16 protein-coding genes are annotated in these 21,901 nt (G+C 55.2%); 1 reads left to right on the top strand and 15 read right to left on the bottom strand.

Translation table 11 applies throughout. The annotated features are described in order from the left end of the window. Positions 1-56: 56 nt before the first annotated feature. The 3 genes from addA to RSX24_RS21500 form a co-directional block, all read right to left on the bottom strand. On the bottom strand, positions 57-4,559 hold the full coding sequence (gene addA, locus RSX24_RS21490; protein ID WP_343261734.1) for a helicase-exonuclease AddAB subunit AddA: 4,503 nt from the start codon (positions 4,557-4,559) through the stop codon (positions 57-59). Continuing rightward, on the bottom strand, positions 4,556-8,059 hold the full coding sequence (gene addB / locus RSX24_RS21495; protein WP_343261735.1) for a helicase-exonuclease AddAB subunit AddB: 3,504 nt from the start codon (positions 8,057-8,059) through the stop codon (positions 4,556-4,558). Before addB ends, addA begins: the two co-directional genes overlap by 4 nt. Before the next feature lie 205 nt (positions 8,060-8,264). Further along, positions 8,265-9,644, bottom strand: coding sequence for a class I SAM-dependent rRNA methyltransferase (locus RSX24_RS21500; RefSeq protein WP_236416701.1), 1,380 nt, complete (start codon positions 9,642-9,644; stop codon positions 8,265-8,267). A gap of 179 nt (positions 9,645-9,823) precedes the next feature. On the opposite strand from RSX24_RS21500, the gene RSX24_RS21505 reads away from it, so the two are divergent. Next, positions 9,824-10,825 (top strand): Na/Pi cotransporter family protein, encoded by a 1,002-nt coding sequence (locus tag RSX24_RS21505; protein WP_236416702.1) that lies wholly within the window; start codon positions 9,824-9,826, stop codon positions 10,823-10,825. A 57-nt stretch (positions 10,826-10,882) separates the two neighbouring features. Here RSX24_RS21505 and RSX24_RS21510 read toward each other — a convergent pair whose 3' ends face one another. From RSX24_RS21510 to hrcA, 12 genes are all read right to left on the bottom strand, one after another. Next, positions 10,883-11,317 carry an NUDIX hydrolase gene (locus RSX24_RS21510; protein WP_236416703.1) on the bottom strand — a complete coding sequence of 145 codons (435 nt, stop codon included), beginning with the start codon at positions 11,315-11,317 and terminating at the stop codon, positions 10,883-10,885. 116 nt (positions 11,318-11,433) lie between these two features. Further along, positions 11,434-12,780: a tRNA (N(6)-L-threonylcarbamoyladenosine(37)-C(2))-methylthiotransferase MtaB gene (gene mtaB / locus RSX24_RS21515; RefSeq protein WP_236416704.1), complete on the bottom strand. Its 1,347-nt coding sequence runs from the start codon at positions 12,778-12,780 to the stop codon at positions 11,434-11,436. Positions 12,781-12,782: 2 nt separating this feature from the next. After that, entirely contained in the window at positions 12,783-13,547 is a 765-nt protein-coding gene (locus tag RSX24_RS21520; RefSeq protein WP_343261736.1) for a 16S rRNA (uracil(1498)-N(3))-methyltransferase, read from the bottom strand. Positions 13,548-13,692: 145 nt separating this feature from the next. After that, positions 13,693-14,370 (bottom strand): site-2 protease family protein, encoded by a 678-nt coding sequence (locus tag RSX24_RS21525; RefSeq protein WP_236416707.1) that lies wholly within the window; start codon positions 14,368-14,370, stop codon positions 13,693-13,695. Between the two features lie 3 nt (positions 14,371-14,373). Then, positions 14,374-15,339 carry a 50S ribosomal protein L11 methyltransferase gene (gene prmA, locus RSX24_RS21530; protein WP_339273872.1) on the bottom strand — a complete coding sequence of 322 codons (966 nt, stop codon included), beginning with the start codon at positions 15,337-15,339 and terminating at the stop codon, positions 14,374-14,376. A gap of 174 nt (positions 15,340-15,513) precedes the next feature. Next, on the bottom strand, positions 15,514-15,906 hold the full coding sequence (locus RSX24_RS21535) for a hypothetical protein (RefSeq protein WP_236416710.1): 393 nt from the start codon (positions 15,904-15,906) through the stop codon (positions 15,514-15,516). Then, positions 15,899-16,078, bottom strand: a complete 180-nt coding sequence (locus RSX24_RS21540; RefSeq protein ID WP_343261737.1) for a YfhD family protein — start codon at positions 16,076-16,078, stop codon at positions 15,899-15,901. The genes RSX24_RS21535 and RSX24_RS21540 overlap by 8 nt, the downstream gene beginning before the upstream one ends. Positions 16,079-16,119: 41 nt before the next feature. Beyond that, positions 16,120-16,488, bottom strand: a complete 369-nt coding sequence (locus tag RSX24_RS21545) for a hypothetical protein (protein WP_236416714.1) — start codon at positions 16,486-16,488, stop codon at positions 16,120-16,122. A 189-nt stretch (positions 16,489-16,677) separates the two neighbouring features. After that, a complete protein-coding gene (gene dnaJ / locus RSX24_RS21550; protein ID WP_236416716.1) occupies positions 16,678-17,793 on the bottom strand; it encodes a molecular chaperone DnaJ in 1,116 nt (371 codons plus the stop codon). A gap of 139 nt (positions 17,794-17,932) precedes the next feature. Next, positions 17,933-19,771 (bottom strand): molecular chaperone DnaK, encoded by a 1,839-nt coding sequence (gene dnaK / locus RSX24_RS21555; protein ID WP_343261738.1) that lies wholly within the window; start codon positions 19,769-19,771, stop codon positions 17,933-17,935. A 152-nt stretch (positions 19,772-19,923) separates the two neighbouring features. Beyond that, the gene (gene grpE / locus RSX24_RS21560) at positions 19,924-20,502 is read right to left on the bottom strand and encodes a nucleotide exchange factor GrpE (protein WP_236416720.1); all 579 of its coding nucleotides are present in this window, start codon (positions 20,500-20,502) and stop codon (positions 19,924-19,926) included. Positions 20,503-20,553: 51 nt separating this feature from the next. Further along, the gene (gene hrcA / locus RSX24_RS21565; protein WP_236416722.1) at positions 20,554-21,585 is read right to left on the bottom strand and encodes a heat-inducible transcriptional repressor HrcA; all 1,032 of its coding nucleotides are present in this window, start codon (positions 21,583-21,585) and stop codon (positions 20,554-20,556) included. Between the last annotated feature and the right edge of the window lie 316 nt (positions 21,586-21,901).

Consider the following 21,901-nt stretch of genomic DNA (forward strand, 5'->3'; position numbering starts at 1 on the left):
GCAGCCCTGCCTCTTTTATCTTTCGTGGACCGCCTCCCGCACTCGGCCGTGGTGGCCTATAACCGAACGGCATACCCGCCATCAAAGAAATACAACCATTTCCGCGAAACCTTCCGGCCCAATATATCTTCGATGGCCTGAGCATACAGGTTCAGTTGGAAGCTGTAATTCGCTACCAGCGCATCGACGCCGCCCCGATGTTCAAGCACGCGGTCCGTCTTGTAATCGAGCAGAACCAACTCTCCGTCCACCTCATAGAGACAGTCGATGATCCCCTGAACCAGCACCGTTTCTTGTTCCAGAACCGCGCTCTGTTTCGCGTCAAAGTCCACCGTTCCCTCTCCGGCGTTTGCAGTACGATCGTTCACCCACCGCGCGGGCGTAAGATTCGCCGGAAGCCCGTAAACAAACGGAATCTCCCGTTGAACACGATCGGCACGCAGCAGCTCGGAGCCGGGCTCCGTCTCGAAGAACGCCATAAGCTCCGCAGCTTCAACGACGTCCGCCTGCTGCTGGGTCAGCAATTGCCGCTGAACGAGATTGGCGACCGTTTGTTCCAGGACGGCAACGTCAATCACGGTACCATCAAACGGTACATGCTGCATCACCGTATGATACACGGTTCCTCGCTCAGCCCCTGTCAATTGCTTCTCTTCCATGAATTTCGGACGACGAAGATGAAGCTTGAACGAGGCATCTGCGGCATGGCCGCCTCCGTTATCGGCATTCCGGACCGGAACATTTCTGCGGATTTCATCGCTTTTCCTGCCATCGCGCAAATCCGGCGCCTGACCGGCGCCTTGTCGGGCGTGGACCGGTTTTCCGTCGCCCGCTTCTGCCGTCTCGTCACCCGATCCCGGGTTTTCCGTGTCCACTTGCCCTGCTTCTCCGTCAGGCTTGTATCGATTCCGCACAAACAGCTCCTCCATCACCTGCAGGGATTCGTCCCCAAGGGAGAAAAAACGGCTTTTCAGTTCGGATACGGATGTGCTCGCAGCAACTTGCGTGGCTGCCTCATGAGCATAAGACCATGACAGCCGCCGATCCACTTCCTGCATCAGATTGCTGCTTGCCTGGTCGTCGATCTGCACTAATCCGTCTCGATCATCAGTTCGCTGCTCCGGCAGTTCCAACGCTTCCTCCGTTTCGATCCGATCATCCATGCGCAGTTTGGGCCGCAAAGATACCGGTTGTTTCGCCGCCAAGGCAGACATCCGTTCCTCACGGATCAGCGACAACCCTTCCTGGTTCTCTTGCGCCGAACCGACCATGACCTCCTTGGATATGCGGTCAGCGTTTACTACCGCAATGTTCCAGCGTGATTCATCATCGGTCAGGCATGCAGCGTAAGCATCGCTTCCACCCGCAAGCTGCCGCAGCAGGGTCGCATCCGGATGACGGACCAGCGAAGGTCCGATCCAGTCGAGATAACTTCTGCCGGCGGCGAGCAGGTAATCCGGGAGATTCAGTTCGGGACTGTCCTTGACCTGTGCCCAGGCAGCCGCTTTTTTGGCCGCGTCTTTCACCGTGCCGACCAAAATCATTTTTTCCTTCGGCCGTGTCAGTGCCACATACAGCACGCGCATCTCCTCCGCGAGGAGTTCGAAACGGGCGCGGCGGCGAATGGCCAGATTGGCCAGCGTCGGATAGGTTACCCGATTGTCGCGATCCACGAACCGCGGGCCGAATCCAAGCTCCTTGTGCATCAGAAACGGTGCGTTCAGGTCCTGCTGGTTGAACATTTTGGATATGCCTGCCACGAACACGACCGGAAACTCCAACCCTTTACTTCGATGAATGGTCATGATGCGCACCGCGTTATCCTGCTCCCCGGACGCGCTCATCGCCCCCAAATCCCCGCCATTTTCCCGAAGTCTGGACACGTATGTCAGGAAACGGAACAATCCGCGGTTCGCGGTCGCTTCTTCATATTGCCGTGCACGATCGTACAATGCCTTAAGATTGCTCTGTCTCTGCATGCCTCCGGGAAGGCCGCGCACCCAATCCAAATATCCCGTTTCGCGGTATATACGCCAGATCAACTCGCTCAAGCTTCCTTGACGCGCTTCCCGTCTCCACTGCTGCAGCTGGCGCAAAAAACGCACCAGTTTTTGCCGCAACAAATCCGCTTCATCACTTTCATGCTGAACGAAATGCTCCTGATGTCCGTTGGATAGACCGGCATAGAACTGACCATCTGCATGACCCTCTGCTCCAACGAAGCTTTGATCGGGATCGTCGTTTTCCAAAACCGGTTCAGGCAGTTCAAGCTCCGCCGTCGTCGCGGTTTCCCCCAGCGCCTGTTCCAGCTCGCTCCATGCCTCGGACCATTCCACCTGAGTGGCGTCGTCTTTCCCTTTCCCCATCGAATCTGCCAAACGAATCGAAGGTTCCTCAAGACTACCAGCAGCCATTATCACTGCATCATAGAAGGATTGTCTCTGATCGCCAAGGCGTATGAGCGCAAGTTCCTCTTCATCCAGTCCCACGATCGGGGAACGAAGCACCGAAGCAAGCGGGATGTCCTGACGCGGATTGTCCACGATCTGCAGCAAGGATAACATCACTTCGACCTCGGTCGCCTGAAAATAACCCTTGCTCTGTTCCCCGCCAGCCGGAATGCCCTGCTGCCTGAATTCCTCGATCATGAGCGGAGCCCACATCGCCGCGGAACGAAGCAGAATGACGATATCGCCGTAACGCGTCGGGCGCATCGTTTTGAGCGCTTTGTCGTATACCTGCAGCGCAGGTTTGTCCCCGTCACCCAAAAGCTCGCGAATCCGTCCTGCAATCGCCCGTGCTTCCAATTGGGCCGTCTCCAGCTCTGCGCTCTCCAATTCCGCGAGCGGTTGGCCTTCTCCCGTCTCGCTTTCGGCATCCGCCCAATCCGCGCCGTCGCCCTGGCGGTCGATCAGCAGCAGTTCAGGCGTGTAGGACGCCGTGCCCAGCGATTCTTCCGGAAAAGTCGCGCCATAGGCAAGCTGTGCTCGCTCGTCATACGCGATTTCGGCAACACTTTCGTTCATGATTTGGCGAAACAGCATGTTCACGGCATGCACGACTTCGGAACGGCTGCGGAAATTGCGCGCAAGGTCGATCCGTTTCCCCGCCCGAAGCGGCAGCGCTTGATCTTCCCTGTCGCCCGCGTCCGTCCGATACTGTCGGTATTTGCTCAAGAACAATCCAGGCTCCGCAAGACGGAAGCGATAGATGCTTTGCTTCACGTCCCCGACCATGAAGCGGTTCCCCGGGGCTTCCCTCGAAATCAACCGCACGATGTCTTCCTGCACCGTATTGGTATCCTGGTATTCGTCCAGCAGCACTTCATCAAAGCGCTCCCGGTATTCCATCGCAGCATCGGAAGGCAACGCCTGGTCCGGCGTGGAATCCTCATGCCGCAAAATCTGCAAGCAGTAATGCTCCAAGTCGTTAAAATCGACCTGTCCGCGCTCCTGCTTTGCGCTGCGGTACAGCTCGGCGAACTCGCTGACCAGACGGGACAGCTCTTGCATGAGCGGAGCAGCCTGCTGCAGCTCCTGCCAAAAGGAAAATGCGCTTCTGCCGAACAGCGAAGCTTTCAGATCCGAGACCGCTTTTTTCGCAGCCTCGCGCAATTCCTTGACCTGCTCCTGCAAATCGGGATCGGTCTGGTCCTTCTTGCACGGTTTCAGCTTGCCGAAAGCCACCGTTTGAAAAGCCTCCGGCTGGCGCTCCCATGGCACGACCTGCACCGCGGACAACAACTCTTCGACCATGGCAAGGTCAGCTTTCAATGTATCGGCGTATGGGGCCGGTCCTCCGGGCTGCAGCGCAATCGCGATCCCCTGGCGCAGCAATCCGGCTGCCCCGCTCAATGTCAGTGCCGCATCTTGCAAAATGCTTCGCACCCAAGGCGATTGTCCCAAAGCTTCCACGCTTTCGACCTGAAATGCGTCTGCCATCTGGGCAAGCCAATGCTCCGGCCAGGAATGGCTGCGCGAAAAATCGTACAGCCGCTGGACCAGCCTGTGCATCGCATCATCGCTGCGTTCGCCGCTGAACCAGTCGACCAGTTCGCGGAACGTGCTGCCTTCCCCCTCTTGGCCATACTTTTCTTCGAACAGCTGCTCGAGCAGCTCCTGACGCATCAGTTCCGCTTCGTTTTCGTTCAGGATGCGGAACGCTGGATTCAGCGGAATAAGCTGATAATAACGGCGAATGACTTCCATGCAGAAGGAATGCAGCGTCGTGATCGACGCCCGCCCGAGCAGCGAAAGCTGCGTGCGCAGATGCTCTTCCTCCGGATTCTGTTCCAGCGCCTGTTCCAGCGCTTCCCGAATCCGCTGCTTCATTTCGGAAGCTGCCGCCTTCGTAAACGTGGCCACGAGCAGGCGATCCACGCTGAACCCCAGGGAAGGATCGGCAATTTTGCGAATGATGCGTTCCACCAGCACCGCCGTTTTCCCGGACCCGGCCGCAGCCGCCACCAGAATGTCTTCCCCGCTTTGCGAAATGGCGCTCCACTGATCGTCGCTCCAGAAACTTCCCTCCGGTTTGGGTATGCTATGCAACTTCGTCATGTCGTCTCCCCTCCCTTGTGATGGGACAACAGGTCCCACATTTGCTGTTTGCCCGGTTTGGGCAGCAGCTTGTATTCGTTGCCTTCGATATTTTCGTCAAACTGGCAGACCGGCTTGTACGGGCAAAACGTGCAGGCCACCTCCTGCTGGATGCGGTAAGGCTCGATGGCCACATCGCCCTCGGTAATGCGCGTTCCAATCTCGCGAATGTTATGGCGCACGGATGACAGCAGCGTATCCCATTGCTCCGGCGTCGCCACGGCCGCACTGCTGTAGAAGCTTCCATCCGCCTTCAGCGCAACCGGAATTATGGCCGAATGACCCTTATCGAGGGTGTGGTCCATCTGAGCAATCGCATCCCGATCCGCAAGCAGCAGCCCTTTCATCTTGAATTTCTTCAACAGCTCCTGCCCCGCCTGCTCGGGAGTCATGCCGTTGGAGGATTGCAACAGCGGGTTATGCACGTGGAAATACAATGTTCCGCCAGGCAATGCAGGTTCTCCAAGCCATTCTTCGGCAGCGCTCAGCAGCACTTCAAGGTAAGTGAGCATCTGCAAAGAAAGGCCATAATACACTTCATGCAGCTTGAGATCCGTCTGGCTTGATTTGTAGTCGATGACGCGCAGCAGCAATCCGTTCTCGCCTTCTGCAACGTCAACGCGGTCGATCCGGCCCACGATTTCCAGCACGCAGCCGTTCTCCAGCTCGAAACGCAGCGGCGGCAGCGGTTTGTCGGGGCCAAAGTCCAGCTCCAGCCCGATCGGCTCGAAGCTCCCCCGCCGCGATTGCTCGCCGAGAATGACCGAGGCACGGCCGACGACTTCTTTCAACTTGCGGAAAATGTATCCGTACCGCTTCGTGCTGAGCAAAATTTCGCCCTGAAGCTGCGGAGCGATCTGCTCTACCGTATGCTCGGCTTCCTGCCTGCACTCGTCGGGCGAAAGGCTTCCCCAGCTTCGGTTTTGCTCGCGCAGCCGAATCGCAAGCTGGCTGAGCGCAGCGTGGAACAATTGTCCGATGTCAGGCGCCTGCAAGCGATACGTCTGACGTTCTTTCAGGCGCAGCCCATGGGAGGCAAAATGCGAGAAAGGACATGCCACAAAGCGTTCCATGCGCGAGACGCTGGTCCTGACTTGCGTTCCGTACAATTTGCGGCTTGTCGACGTACGCAGGGGCAGTGCGCGATTCTGATAAAACACCGACCCGAGCAGGCGTTCCAGCGGAAGCCTTGTCTCCATGCGGGACAGGTGCCAATTGTATACCGCCCACCACAGTTCAGGTATTTCTTCTCCCCGCCGCCATCTGCGCAGCTGCGCGATCAGGCTGGACAGGCTTTGTCCGGAATGAAGCACATGGGCCCAATGGCTCTGCTCGTCGTCCACGTTTTGCGGCTCCGCGAGCAGCGGTGAAATTTCAAGCCCGAACATTTTGCGCACATGCCTTACGATTTCCGAGGGCAGCAGCGTTTTGCCTTCTTCATCGGCAACCGGATAACTGAGCCATAACCGGTGACTCGCCGAGGTGAGCGCAGTATAGATCAGGAAGCGTTCATCCAACATTTTTCGGGTGGCATTCGGTCCGAGGGAGAGACCGCGATCCGTCAGCCAGAGCCGCTCCTGCTCCGTCAATACGCCGTCGTCCTGAGGAACGGCAGGCAGTTCTCCATCCACGGCGCCCAGCACGAACACGTAACGGATGTCCCTTAGACGGGTCCGGTCCATGGAGCCGAAGAGGACCTGATCCAGCGCCGGGGGAATCAGGCCGAGCTGCAGCTCGGCCAGTCCGGTCTCGACCATGCCTGCAAACAGGTCGAGCTCCAACCGTTCGCTGCCGAGCATGTCCACCGTCTGGTCCAGCAAATCCAGCACGGCGCCCCAGATCTGGCGATGCTCGCGCGATCGTTCCGGATCGCCTTCAGCCTCCGCACGGGCCGACATGGCATCCAGCTTCCACGGAACTTCCGCGTCCTCCAATAGCTGGTACAGAGCAACGCAGCGTTCCTTGGCGGTCTTGGCTTTGTTCATTCGTTTCTCGAATGCGCCCAGCGGGCCTGTAATCGTCGACCTGCACGTCTCCATCAGGGCCAACATCTGCTCACGCCCCAGGTTGCGGCGCTCCTGGCCCGGATCTTCCAGCGACAGGCTTGGCGCAGCCCGCCATGGCTTGCCGTCCGTCCAACGATATCCGTGAATGCCGCTGGCAAGCACGTAATTTTCAAGCTGATCCATGTCTTCGCGCGTAACGGAGCCGTCCCGGGGAAGCAGCAAATCCGTTTTGACGCAGCGAAATACGTCCTCGTACCTCCACCGACGGCGAACGATGTCCAAGGCGGAACGAACGAATTCCGCAAGCGGGTGATGCAATTCGTTTCTTCTTCGGTCAAGGAACACAGGCACGTCGTAATCCCGGAAAAGCGGTTCGGCCATATCGGCATAGGCATCGAGATTGCGGACGAGCACGGCCATGTCCCGATAGCGCACGCCTTCTTCCTGTGCCAGGCGACGCATTTCCCGGAGCGCGCCTTCCAATTCGGTACGGCGGTTCTCCGCCGCGTACAGCCGAATGCCCGGATCTCGGCCATCGCTTCTCCAGCGGACGCGCCGATCGAATCCCGCTTCCAGATGAGCCAGCCCCGGACTGTTCACGAAGCGAGGCAAGACGTCCGCATGAAGCACCTGCGTTTCGGTTGCCACGCCTCTCTCGTCGGCCATGCCTTTTAACTTGGCATACGCTCCCGCCGTAGGGAAGAACAGATCCAGTTCCCCAGGCAGTGCGCCTTGATCGTAAGGACGGTCAAGCGTCAGTCCGATGGTGACGGACTCCGCCCGAGACATCAATCCCCCGATCACGCCAAGCTCCAGCGGTGTAAAACTTTGAAAACCGTCGATCCAGACCTGCGCGCCATTCAGCAGCTCGCTCTCCGGCATGCGTTCCGAAAGCTCGGACAGCGTGTCTTCATCGTCAATGTACAAACCGCTCAATTCCTGTTCGAAATCGCGGTATACGAGAAGCAGGTCATGCAGCTTGTCGCCCAGAATCGGAGCCGACGAAGAAGCATCCCATGCGGCTAGGCCCTCCTCCAACGAAGCCGGAGCCAGCTCATGGCGCTTGAACTCGCCGTACAGGTCATTCAAGTGGCCGATGAATCCCAACTGGCTGCCTGACGCGCCGAACAGCTTCAACTCTTCATGCCGACGCTGCAGCACTTTGTAGAGCAGCATTTTTTTGCCTTCGCTGCCGATGGGCGTGCGCGCGGAACCGCCGACTTCCTGCATGACCCGGTGGGCCAAACGACGGAAGCCGTACACTTCTGCGCGCATCGCGCCTTTGACGGCCCCGTACGCAAACAACGCCTGTCCGGCACGGAACGAGCTTTGTTCGGGAACCAGCATGATCAGCGGCTTGCCTTGCGGGTCCTGCTGAAGCAGGGAAACCATCTCCCGGGTGAACAGCGTACTTTTGCCGCTGCCTGCCCGGCCTATCACAAAACGTACGGACATGTTCCTTCCTCCAAACATCACGATCAAGATTTTAATTTCCAGTATACCATACCGGAAGTGCTTCGGAACATACGTTTGCCACAATCCGGCAAAGTGCCGCTTCCATATCCATACATGGCAAAAAGCCCGCAGCTTTCCCAGCATTGGGCTTTTTGCAAATACGTTTCGTTATATCCATCATCACCCGGCGATTCACAATTCCGAATTACTTCGTTTTGCTGCGCACCTCAAAGATCGCAAATTTCAAATAGTGCCCTTCATCCACGCCAAGAATTTGCGGGTGGTCCTTGCCTGCCGCCTTCCACTCGATCAAACGCAGCACTTTGCCTGCATCTTTCGCGGCATCGGCGATCGTTTCGAGGAACAGGTCGGGACGCATGTGGTACGAACAGCTTGCCGTTACGAGGTACCCTCCCTCGTTCACCAGCTTCATGCCGTGCAGGTTGATGTCCTTGTAGCCGCGGCAGGCCCCTTTGACGGCCGACTTTGTTTTGGCGAACGCCGGAGGGTCCAAAATGACGACGTCAAATGTTTTTCCGCCTCCGGCGGCCAGTGCCTTGGACGTATCCACTTTTTCTTCCCCGGCACGGGAGCGTGCCGCCCGTTCATCCAATCCTTTGACTTGGTCACGCAAATATTGAAAAGCGTCTGCAACGACAAACTCCACCCGGTCCGTGAAACCGTTCAGTTCCACATTGGTGCGCGCGCTTTCGATCGCATGCTCGGAAATGTCCAGGCAAGTTACCTTTTTCGCGCCGTATTTGCATGCATTCAGCGTAAAGCTGCCGGTGTGGGAGAAGCATTCGAGCACGGTTGCTCCGTCCCAATACGGGAATGTGACCACCTTGCCGCTTTTGTTGACCGGAAGCATTTGCTTCTCGCCATCCTGATCAACCTCTTCCAGCCTAATGCCGCTTTTGTAACCCCAGCCCTTCATAAGCGGCGCAATGGCGGCACGATTCTCGCGCTGATCGAAGAAATAACCGGTTTTCTGCCCTTCCACGATGTCCACTTTGATCAACAGACCGTTCTCGGTCACCGTCACATGTCTTGGACAATCGCCGTAAAGCGGCCCTTTGGTTTGCTCCAGGCCTTCGAGCTCGCGAATCGGCACGTCGCTGCGTTCGTAGATGCCCTCAGGCTGCAGCACTTCGATCAATGCCTGCACGATCGCCTCGCGGCAGCGGTCCATGCCGAGCGTCAGCAACTGCACCACCAGGATGCTGCCGAAGCGGTCCACGATCAGTCCGGGCAGGAAATCGGCTTCACCGTAGACGAGTCGGTACGCCTCGCCATCCTGGATGAACCGCTCCCGATGACGCAAACAGTCACGGAACCGGTCTGCGAAAAAGGCGATATCCATTTGGTTGTATTCCAGTGGTTCGTAAGATACGACCCTTACCGTAATTTGCGAAGCCGGGTTATAATACCCGGTCGCCAAATACCGGCCTTGATGATTCAGCACCTGAACCAGGTCGCCTGGCTCGGGATTGCCGTCCACCGAAGCAATTTCATTGTTGTAAATCCACGGGTGGGATTGTTCGAGCCGCTTTTTGCGGCTGCGTTCCAGTGTAACCGATGGCAAGTCAATGCACTTCCTTTTTTGGTATTTTATATTTCGCTTGTCCATACAAACATGATGTGCCCCGTTCCGTTCCTGTCGCCACGACGTTTTTCATGCTCCATCTCTTGTGCTTGTCATGGTTGTCCGCCGTCGTTCATAAGATGAATGAAGGAAAGGTACGGAAGGAATGATACAGAACGATGTTTAGGGATGTTCTATTTCCGCTCCTGTATGGATTGCTTATTTTTTTGGCCGGCATGAAATGGATGGAGACGGCATTGCAGCGCATGGCCGGTCCATCGCTCGCCACTTGGCTGGGGCGAGCCACGTCTGCTCCCTGGAAAGGCATGGCTTTTAGTGCAGGAGCAACGGCATTGCTCCAAAGCAGCACTGCCGTCACCGTCCTCACGATCGGCCTTGCCAATGCGCGCCTGATCACGTATGGGCGTACCCTTGGCATTATTTTGGGAACCAATATCGGGACCTGCCTGACCACCGAACTGGTCGGATTGCAGCTTGGCCGCTTCGGCCTGCCTTTGCTTATGCTGTCATTGCTCGGCTGGGCCCTCTTCGTTGTTCTAAGCGAGCTCAATCCATTCGCACCGACGCGCACGCGAAACATATTGCTGGGTGCACAATACGGCTTTCTTGCCGTCGCCGGTTTCGCACTGATCATGATCGGCATCCAGGTCATGCAATCGATTGCCGTTCCACTGCGCAGCATGGGGGTGTTCCAGTGGTTTCTGGACCGGGCGGCGGACAGCCTCTGGTGGGGGTTCCTCGCCGGCGCCTGTCTGACAGCGCTCATTCACAGCAGCGCCGCCGTGATCAGCATGGCGATCACGCTTGCGGCCACGGGGGTTCTGCCCGTGGAAATCGGCATCGCCATCGTGATCGGGTCCAACGTAGGGACCTGCATCACCGCCGTGATTGCAGCCGCGGGCGGAGCATCGGCCGGCAAGTTCGTCGCCGCCTCGCACGTTGTGCTCAACGTGGCAGGCGCGCTGCTGTTCATGCCGCTGATCAGCCTGCTTCAGGCCGCCTCGGCCTGGATATCAGCGGACCTCGGGGCACAGATTGCACATGCCCAGACCCTTTTTAACGTGATCAGTTCCCTGCTTGCCCTGCCCTTCTGTTATTTGCCCATCTGGCACAAAAGGCCACCGGCGTCCCGCCCATCGGCGAAATCACCTGCGGCCTGATATGATGTCTGCACACGGCTTTGCTGGTACATCATCCCGGGCTGACACCAATTACGGTTAAACGTCAATGCCAAGCTTGTTCAGTGCCGTACGCAAAATGCTGTCATTGTTGTCGTATCCGCTCTGCTGCTGTCTCGTCCAGGCTTCCTCCGGGGTGTACCAATCCACCCCTTTGATTTCCTCGATCTGGGGTTGCAGATCACCGCTTTCGGCTTCGACCAAATAATAATGTACCTCTTTGTCCACCGGACCAAACTCTGCATGCTGGTACGTATACGCAATAATGTCCACAGGCTCGACGATGCGGCCCACCATGCCGGTTTCCTCCAAAATTTCGCGCAGCGCGGTTTGTTCCACCGTTTCGCCCGGCTCCATTTTGCCTTTGGCCAACGTTGTTTTTCCATAGCGGTCCACGATCAGCTGAATTTGCAATTGACCGCCCTCTCCCGTGCGATAAACAACACCGCCTGCCGAAATTTCCTTTTTGTTCATCCCGATTTCCCCCAGTTCACGATAATGATCTCGCCTGTATTAGCAAAAGAAGGATTTCAATTTCCCCGGACACGGATGTGCCCAGGGTCTTGAAATCCTTGATCCCTGCCGCCCGATTACATCGCTGCGGATTTCAGATTTTCTTCCAGCACGCGGACAAGCGTCCCTTGGCTCTCGTTTACGCCGGCTTCCGTCAATTTGACGCGGCATACTTTGCCGATCATGTCCGGCGTTCCGTCAAAGACAAGCTGAATGTAGTTGTCGCTGTAGCCATGCAGCTTGCCGCTGCCTTCGCGGCCTTTCGCTTCGCCTTCAGGAATGACTTCCAGCACTTGTCCCACGAATTTTTGCGCGTACTCCAGCTGCATTTTTTCGGATAAATCGATCAGCTCGTGCACGCGGGCATTTTTCACGTCCTCGTCCACCTGGTCTTCCATGCGCGCAGCCGGCGTTCCGGTCCGTTTGGAATAAGGGAACACATGCATTTCGGAGAAGCCGATTTTTTGCATCAGCTCATAGCCGTTGCGGAACATTTCGTCCGTTTCGCCCGGGAAACCAACAATGACGTCGGTCGTAATGGCCACGTCCGGCATCGCCTCGCGAATGCGGAGCATTTTGTTGTAGAATTCTTCGGTCGTGTACTTGCGGCGCATCCGTTTGAGCACCGTGTCGTCACCGGCCTGAAGCGGAATGTGGAAATGGCGCACGAGTTTGTCCGAGCGTTTGATCACGTCCAGCATGCGGTCGTCAATCTGGCTTGCTTCGATGGAACTGATGCGGATCCGTTCCAGTCCTTCCACCTTGTCCAGATCCCACAGCAGGTCGGTCAGGTCGTAATTCTCCATGTCGTCGCCGTATCCGCCGGTATGGATGCCCGTCAGGACGATTTCCTTGTACCCGGCATGCACCAGCTGTTTCGCCTGCTGGATGATGCTGCTTGCTTCCCGGCTGCGGGACAATCCGCGCGACCACGGAATGATGCAGAACGTGCAGAAGTTGTTGCAGCCATCCTGGATTTTCAGGAAAGCGCGGGTACGGTCCGCGAAATCCGGCACGTCCATTTCTTCGAACACGCGTGTTTTCATAATGTTGCGCACCGCGTTCACCGGCTGACGGGATTCCTGGATTTCCTTGACGTAAGGCAGGATTTTATCCCGGTCCTGCGTACCGATGACGAGATCGACGCCCGGAATGTCCATGATTTCGGCCGGGGATGTCTGTGCATAACATCCGGTTACTGCCACGATCGCGTCCGGGTTGCGGCGGATGGCACGGCGAATGATCTGGCGGCTTTTTTTGTCGCCCGTATTCGTCACTGTACATGTATTGATCAAATAAACGTCTGCGGTCTGTTCATCGAAGTCGACCTGGTCGTAGCCTTCGTTTTTGAACAGCTGCCAGATCGCCTCCGTATCGTAAAAGTTCACTTTACATCCCAAGGTGTAAAACGCCACGGATGGCATAATTACATTCCTCCCATTTCTCCGGATTCATATAAAATGCAGGTCAGCGCCGCCATGCCAGCGGTCTCGGCACGCAAAATGCGTTTGCCCAGACCAACGGATACGGCTCCCGCCTGCTCGGCCTCCAGCGCCTCCTTTTCGGAGAAGCCGCCTTCCGGCCCAACGACTACCAACACGTCCGCAGCCGCCTCAGGGGCAAGCTGCTCCACAAACGGCTTGACTGCATCCCTTAGCTGCAAGCCGTCTTCTTTCTCATAACAATAGCATACCAGACCATAGCCCCCAAAAGAAGACAGCAGCCCTTTCCAGGAAAGCGGCTGCTCGATGGATGGAATGCGGTTGCGGTGGCTCTGCTCGGCGGCTTCCTTGGCGATTTTGCGCCACCGTTCAAGACGTTTGCCCTCTTTTTTGCCGTCGTACTGCACGATCGTGCGCTCTGACTCGAAAGGGACAAATGCCACCGCCCCGATCTCGGTGCATTTCTGAATGACTGTTTCCATCTTGTCGCCCTTCGGCAAGCTTTGGGCCACCGTTACGCGTATACGCGCCTCGTGATCCATGGCCAGGGATTCCACGATATGTGCCGTCACCTGACCGGCCTCTATGCTTTCAATTTCCACCAGAGCTTCCCTTGCTCGTCCGTCACTGACGATCACCTGATCTCCAGGCTTGCCTCGCATCACTTTGCCGATATGGCGGGCATCGTCACCCTGAATCACGACAGAATGCTCGGTAAATTGTTCCGTGGATACGAAATATCGCTGCATGGGTCCATCCACCATTCTTTCCTGTTATGATCGGCATTCATCCCGCCTGCCGGCAGGCATGAACCCAATCGCCACAGATGATCATACAACTTTTATGTCCTTCTGACCAGTATTTCAATCCAAAAAACGTGCAGTGGTACCGATTCTAGAAAAAGGACAGGATCAATTTGGCCAGATCAACGTACATGTTTTGCGCCAGCTCATAGAGCGGTTGGATCGTGACGTTCCTAAGTGCTGGAATGACCAGAATCAAAAGGAAAATAAAAATGGACCATTGCTCCACGCCCCGCAGCTTGCTGCTTACGGAAGGCGGCAGTACATCTTCCAAAATACGATACCCGTCCAATGGCGGCAGGGGAATCAAGTTAAACAGGAACAAGAAAAAGTTCGTTAGGTTAAACATAACGAAGAACATTTGCACCGCCGTCAATAACCGTTCGTTTTCGATCCCACCCAACGTTCCTGAACCGACCAGGACCGCGTATATGATCGTGCCCACGATCGCAAGCAGCAGGTTGCTGAGCGGTCCGGCAAGAGATACAATGGCGCCCATCAGCCTTGGCTTGGCGAAGTTGGCGCGATTGACAGGCACGGGACGAGCCCAGCCGAAGCCTGCAATGAGCAGCAGAAGCACGCCGAGAAAATCGAAGTGCACGACCGGATTCAACGTCACCCGGCCAAGCAGTTTGGCCGTGGGGTCGCCGAATTTGTTCGCGAAATAGGCGTGGGCAAATTCATGCACCGTGAACGCGATGATGATCGTCAGCAGAAAAAAAGGCAGCTGATCGAGCGGATAACGAAAAAACGAATTCAGAAAGTCCATGCGTTACCTCTTTCTGGCCACATACGCCAGCCAGTCCTCGTCGCGGTGCACCGCTTCAATTTCAAAACCGGCCGCCAGGAGTGCATCATGCACGACCTGCTCCTTGTTTTTCCAGATGCCCGATGCGATATATACACCATCGGCTTCTAGAGCGTTGTAGACATCATCAATGAACAGCAAAATGATCTCCGCCAAAATGTTGGCCACGATCACTTTGACCGGCAGGGCTACTCCGAGAGCCGGATCCTTGCTGCCGAGCACGGACAACAGATCGCTTTCTTTCACGGTAATGCGCTGCTCCAATCCGTTCAGACGCACGTTCTCGGTTGCACTCGATACGGCTACCGGATCGAGGTCGAGGGCCAGCACATGCTTCGCGCCGAGCCGAACGGCACCGATGGCGAGAATGCCGGACCCTGTACCGACGTCAATCACTTCCTCGCCGCCTTGAATGACGGTTTCCAGCGTGCGCAGGCAAAGTGAGGTCGTCGGGTGCGTGCCCGTGCCAAACGCCATGCCCGGATCGAGTTCAATAATTTTTTCATCTGAGCTTTCCGGCGTATACTCTTCCCATGTCGGCTTGATCGTCAAACGTTCCGAAACGCGCACCGGCTTGAAGTATTGCTTCCATGCATTCGCCCAGTCATCTTCGTCGACCGTGCGCACCTCATATCGAAGCTCTCCTGCTTCGATGTCAAACTCGGAGAGCTGTTCGATTCTTGGAGCGATTTCCGATTGCAAGGCTTCCATATCCGTACCTTCCGAGAAGTATCCCTTGATCACGGCCTGGCCTTCGGGAATGTCGTTAAGCGGCAGTTCGTACCATTGGCCGTAAGAGGTGTCACGCTCTTTATTCAATGTGCCGGACTCTTCGATGGAAACCCCGCCGGCGCCCGCCTCATGCAAAAAGTTCGAAATCATCTCCACAGCTTCCTCTGTGGTATGTATCGTCAATTCATGCCATAACATACTTGATTTATCCTCCTCATATTCACACATCCCAACTATTGTACTACACATGCCGTCCCAAGCACAAAGGCAGAGGTATGAAAACAACGGCAAAAAGCAGGATACCCACGCCCTGCGTGTAAGTATCCCGCTTCTTCCTGTACACCTTTTCTCGCCTTGGGTTCATACGTCTGTTCAACGTATCGTTCCGCCGTTGCGAATGATCATTTCTTCCGCTTGAGCGAGTGAAGGCTCGGATACGGAAACGGACAGCAGTACACCTTGGCGTTGCCCGGAAGTTGCGGGAACGGCAGGCGCATCGAACACTTCTCCTCCGGAGAGCATTTCCGGCTCATCGCTGATCAAGGAGAGCACGTTCAATTCACCGCTGAATCCGCCAAACCAAACCGTCGGCGCATTGCCGTTGCGATCCGCTGCCATCGATTGCGACAACGCTGTTCCTTCACTCAGGCTCTCAAGCCGGCATTGTCCGGGATTCAACAGCTCCAAAGACCTTCGGGCCGATTCGGCAGCCGTCCAGCTGCCAAATACCGCTTCAACGGTGACCGCCGAACGATCCTCAGTCATTCAGCTCGCGTCCCTGACGGCGGTCTGCCGCTTCGCTTCGGCGCAATGCCTCCACATCGTCATGGTCGGCAAGCTCTGCACTGAATTCCACGTCTTCATTTTTGGCCGACTGGAGCTGTTTCATTTTTTCGGTCTTGGTTAAAACTTCGCTGGAATGTCTGTGATTTGCCATGGTTTAAATGCCTCCTTGATGTACGGATTAGGATTGGTGCGTCAAATCATTCCGCCCGCTTGTTCAATAATGGACATTGCACGGTGATGCAAATTTTCGTCCACAACGACAGTAAGCAGGATATCCCTGCCCGTCGGACCGCCCTGACCGCCATCGCTCATGCCGCTGGCCGATGGGTCGGCCGCGGCCAGAATGCCGGATGAGGAATTGGTCCCCATCGTGTCCGGCACCCAGGATGAAAAACTGCCAGTGACGCCAGGGGTATATGAAGCCCCACTGGGTCCATCGCCGGCGTAACGACTGAAGCGATCGATGGACATATCTTCCACGCGCAGCGCTTGCAGCTTTTTGGCCGCGCCTTCCGCTTGTTCGGGGCTGTGAAAATACGCCAAAATGTTTTTCTCGGTCATCCGTTTCACCTGCTTCCTGAAATCTCTACGCGAGGGATACCCCACGTCAAACTTGTCTCGTCTGCTATCCTTCCGCAACCCTCCCGTAAATATGCAGAACTTTGGCCATAAAAAAAGCACCGCGCCGATTGGGACGCGATGCCTTCTGTTGTATATCATATGTTGACGATTCAGAAACGTTCATGCAGCTCAATCGCCGCGGAACGCCCGTTTCACCCGGTCGAAGAACGATTGCTCATGCTCATGCGTCTGTTCTCCGCTCAAAGCGCCGAATTGGCGCAGCAGGTCTTTCTGTTCCTCGCTCAGCTTGCTAGGCGTAACGACGACCACCTTCACATGCTGGTCGCCCTGTCCCATGCCGCGAAGGCGCGGAACCCCTTTTCCTTTCAAGCGGAAATAGGTGCCCGTTTGTGTACCTGCGGGTATTTTGAGCTTCACTTTTTCCGTGAGCGTAGGGATTTCGATCTCGTCTCCCAGTGCTGCCTGGGCAAAAGTAAGCGGAACTTCGCAGTAAATATCATCACCTTCGCGCTCGAAGAAGTCATGCGATTTCACGCGAATGACGATATACAAATCCCCTGCAGGACCCCCGCGTAACCCGCCTTCGCCTTCGCCTGTCATGCGCAGCTGGGCACCGTCATCCACACCCGCCGGAATGCGCACATGGATTTGGCGCTGCTTGCGGACTTTGCCGCTGCCGCTGCATGTCGAGCATTTTTCCTTGATGATTTGGCCGGTACCGCTGCAGTTGGAGCAGGCACGGCGGTTGACCATGCGCCCAAACGGCGTATTCTGCACGACTTCCTGCTGGCCGCTGCCGTGGCAGACGGAACACGTTTCCGGTCTTGTTCCAGGTTTCGCTCCGGAACCATGACAGGTATCGCAGCTTTCGGTGCGCGGAATGGTAATGTCGGTTTCCTTGCCGAACACCGCTTCCTTGAATTCGATCGTCATTGTGTATTGCAGGTCGTTCCCCCGCTGCGGCGCATTCGGATCGCGTCTGCCGCCACCGCCAAAGAACATATCAAAGATGTCACCGAAACCGCCGCCGCCGAAATCGGCTCCGCCAAATCCGCCTTGATTCGGGTCTATATGGCCAAATTGGTCATATTGGGCACGCTTCTGACTATCGCTGATGACATCGTAAGCTTCCTTGACTTCCTTGAATTTGGCTTCCGCATCCGGCGCTTTGTTTACGTCAGGGTGATACTGACGCGCCAGCTTGCGATACGCCTTTTTGATCTCGTCGTCGTTTGCGTTTTTGCTGACGCCGAGCACCTCATAATAATCACGCTTTTCAGCCACTCTTCCACCCCCATGTCATACACCATACCGTACATCGTGACAAAAGGAAAGCCAAAGCACGGGAGCCCCGGCTATGACTTTCCCTTTGATCCGAACGTCACCGATGTTTCAATGTCCAATCCTTATTCGTGAATTGGTGTTATTTTTTGTCTTCGTCCACAACTTCGTAATCGGCATCCACGACGTTGTCGCGTTTAGCGGAACCCGCTTGCTCCGCGCCGCCTTGCTCTGCCTGAGCTTGAGCTTGCGCCTGCTCATACAGTTTTACGGACAGTTGCTGTACGATTTGGGTCAATTCCTCGGTAGCCGCTTTGATATCTTCCAGTTTGTCGGAAGCAAGCACGCCCTGCAGTTTTTCTTTCGCGGCATTTGCTTTTTCGACTTCGCCTGCATCTGCTTTTTCGCCGAGATCTTTGATCGTTTTGTCCACAGAGTAGATCAGCTGATCCGCGTTGTTTTTCGCCTCAACCAGCTCTTTGCGTTTTCTGTCCTCTTCGGCATGCAGCTCGGCATCCTTCATCATTTGTTCCACTTCGGCATCGCTCAGGCCGCTGGAAGAAGTGATGGTGATTTTTTGCGTTTTGTTCGTTCCTTTGTCTGTTGCAGACACGTTGACGATCCCGTTCGCATCGATGTCAAAAGTAACTTCGATTTGCGGTACGCCGCGCGGTGCTGGAGGAATGTCTCCGAGCATGAAACGTCCCAGCGTTTTGTTGCCTGCAGCCATTTCGCGCTCACCTTGCAGGACGTGAATCTCAACGCTAGGCTGATTGTCTGCATATGTGGAGAACACTTGGGATTTGCTTGTAGGGATCGTTGTGTTGCGCTCGATCATTTTTGTGAATACGCCGCCTGCGGTCTCGATACCGAGGGACAGTGGAGTCACGTCAAGCAATACCACGTCTTTTACGTCGCCAGTCAATACGCCGGCTTGAACGGCAGCACCCAGCGCTACAACCTCATCCGGGTTAACGCCTTTGTGCGGCTCTTTGCCTGTCAGCTTTTTGATCGCTTCCTGAACGGCAGGAATACGCGTGGAACCACCAACGAGTACGATTTTGTCGATATCGTTAGCTGTCATGCCTGCATCGCTCAATGCTTGGCGAGTCGGTCCAAGCGTGCGCTCTACCAAACCTGCGGACAATTCTTCGAATTTCGCGCGGGACAGGTTGAGCTCCAAGTGCTGAGGAACGCCGTCAGCAACAGTGATGAATGGCAGGGAAATGGTTGTAGTCAATACGCCGGAAAGCTCTTTTTTCGCTTTCTCCGCAGCGTCTTTCAGACGTTGCACGGCTGCTTTATCTTTGCTCAGGTCAATACCTTGATCTTTTTTGAACTCGCTCACGAGATAGTCGATGATCACTTGGTCGAAGTCGTCGCCACCCAGTTGGTTGTCGCCGCTCGTCGCTTTAACTTCGAAGAATCCGTCGCCCAGTTCAAGGATGGATACGTCGAATGTACCGCCGCCAAGGTCATAAACGAGGATCGTTTGATCTTCGGCTTTTTCCAAACCGTATGCCAATGCAGCAGCCGTCGGCTCGTTGACGATCCGCAGCACTTCAAGGCCGGCGATTTTACCTGCGTCTTTGGTTGCTTGACGTTGGCTGTCGTTGAAGTAAGCCGGTACGGTAATTACCGCTTGGGATACGCTTTGGCCGAGATATGCTTCTGCATCAGCTTTCAGCTTTTGCAGGATGATTGCCGAAATTTCTTGCGGCGAGTAGTCTTTGCCGTCAATGTTTTCCTTGTGGGAAGTACCCATATGACGTTTAATGGAAATGATCGTGCGGTCCGGGTTGGTGATCGCCTGGCGTTTTGCCGTTTCACCGACAACGCGCTCCCCGTCTTTTTTGAAGCCGACAACGGATGGTGTCGTGCGCGCGCCTTCCGGGTTAGGGATAACGACGGCTTCGCCGCCTTCCATTACCGCTACGCAAGAGTTGGTTGTTCCTAAGTCGATACCGATTACTTTGCTCATCGGAAAATTTCCTCCCTCAACATTGGTTATGGACTTGCCATTTGTATGGCACAATCCGGTTCGTACCGCTGCTCTATGTGTATTATGTCATTCTATATGAAGCTTCGCCAGAGTACCTGCTCTTTCATCAGCCTGCTCGGTTCCTTCCGGAATTATGAGCTGACTTTGACCATGGCCGGACGAAGAACCTTATCTTTCAACATGTACCCTTTTTGGACTTCCTCGACAACGATTCCTTCTTCGTGCTCGTCGCTCTCCACCTGCATGATCGCTTGGTGGAATTCGGGATTGAACGGTTGTCCAACCGTTTCCATCGCAGTCAGACCTTCATTGCCCAGAACGGTTTCGAGCTGGCGGAAGATCATTTGAATGCCTTTGGCAAAAGATTCGGTTTCCGGGCCTTCAGGCACGGTCGCCATGGCACGCTCGAAGTTATCGATAACCGGTATCAGTTCCGTAACCAGCTTCATCGAAGCGTATTTACCCAGCTCCTCTTTCTCCTTTTGCGTACGGCGACGGAAGTTGTCGAAATCAGCCTGTGCACGCAGCAAGCGTGTCTGGCTTTCTTCGGCTTCCGCTTTCAAACGGGCAAGCTCACCTTGCTCCTGTTCTGCCATCTCGTCTGCCTGCGCTTCAGCAGCGCCTGCTTCATTGACGAGCTCCTGCTCTTCTTCAACCGTTGCTGTTTGTTCCTGCTGCTCTTCTGCTGCGAATGATTGTTCCTCTTTCAAGATGTTCACCTCCTTAAAATAATGAACGCAGCCATCGCTGCCGCATCAGCCTTATTTAAACCGATGCGTCAGCATAGCCGTCAAATCCGTAGATAATGCATGCAATATATGAATGACGCGTGCATAATCCATTCGCGTCGGCCCTAATATGCCTATGGAACCCAATGCTTCTCCGTCCAAGGAATAACTTGCCGTAATCAAACTGCAATTCGCGAATGCCTCATGATCGTTTTCGGTGCCGATCCGGACCTGAATCCCCGATCCGCCCGGCACTGGCATCATCAACTTCATGAGTGTCGGCGTTTCATCAAGCAGATCAAGAATATCCTTCACTTTCTCGACATCCTTGAACTCAGGCTGAGTCAGCATATTGGTCGCTCCGCTAAGGAACAACCGATTGTCATGTTCGTTGTCGAACGCACTGTTCAGTACCTGCATCACTTCTTCGTATCTTGAAATGTGCCGTTCCAATTCCTGCCCCAGCTCCGAATACAGTCGGGATTTCAACTTGTAGATCGGCACGCCGACCAGCTTGCTGTTGAGCAGATTCACCACTTTCTCCATTTCGGACACCGAAATTTCAGGCGGGATCTGAACGGTTTTGTTCTCTACCTGTCCGGTGTTTGTCACGATAATGGCTACGGCCGTGCTGTCAGTCAGCGGCAGCAGCTGAAAATGGCGCAGCGAAGTATGGAACACCTCGGGACCGAGCATGATCGACGTATAATTCGTCATGTGAGACAAAATGACCGAAGCATGCTGGATGACCTGTTCCATGGCGTTCAGCTTTTCCGCGAAAAACGATTTGAGATCATCCAGTTCCCCCGGATTCACCTGATTCCATGGCACAAGATGATCGACGTAATATCGATAGCCTTTATGTGAAGGAATGCGGCCTGCCGATGTATGCGGCTGCTCCAAAAATCCCATTTCTTCAAGGTCTGCCATCTCATTGCGGATGGTCGCCGGACTATATCCGACGTCGCCTCTTTTGGAAATGCTGCGGGACCCTACGGGTTCAGCAGAGCGGATATAATCATCCACTATGGCGTTCAGTATCATTCGTTGACGCTCGGTTAACATGGTGAGTATTCCCTCCTTCTGACTGTACTGTCCCATGTCGTTAGCACTCCGGTTAGACGAGTGCTAAGCGGTACTACAAAAATACCAAACAGGCGTTAGCATTGTCAAGTCGGTTTATATGTCCATCCCTTATATATAGTGTAGACGATTATTGCCGAAAGATAACCATCTCGAACATGATCTTTACAAGATATGCATTTCAAACTCTGACGGCTGCAAAGGATTTCGAAATAATGCGTTCATCCTTAATATCGGCATATCCTCGTCGGAAATTCATGAAAAATGGCCTCATTTATTTCTTATGCATGTTTATACA

This window comes from Paenibacillus hubeiensis, from assembly GCF_032334105.1.
In the GTDB taxonomy this organism is placed as follows: Bacteria; Bacillota; Bacilli; order Paenibacillales; family Paenibacillaceae; genus Paenibacillus; species Paenibacillus hubeiensis.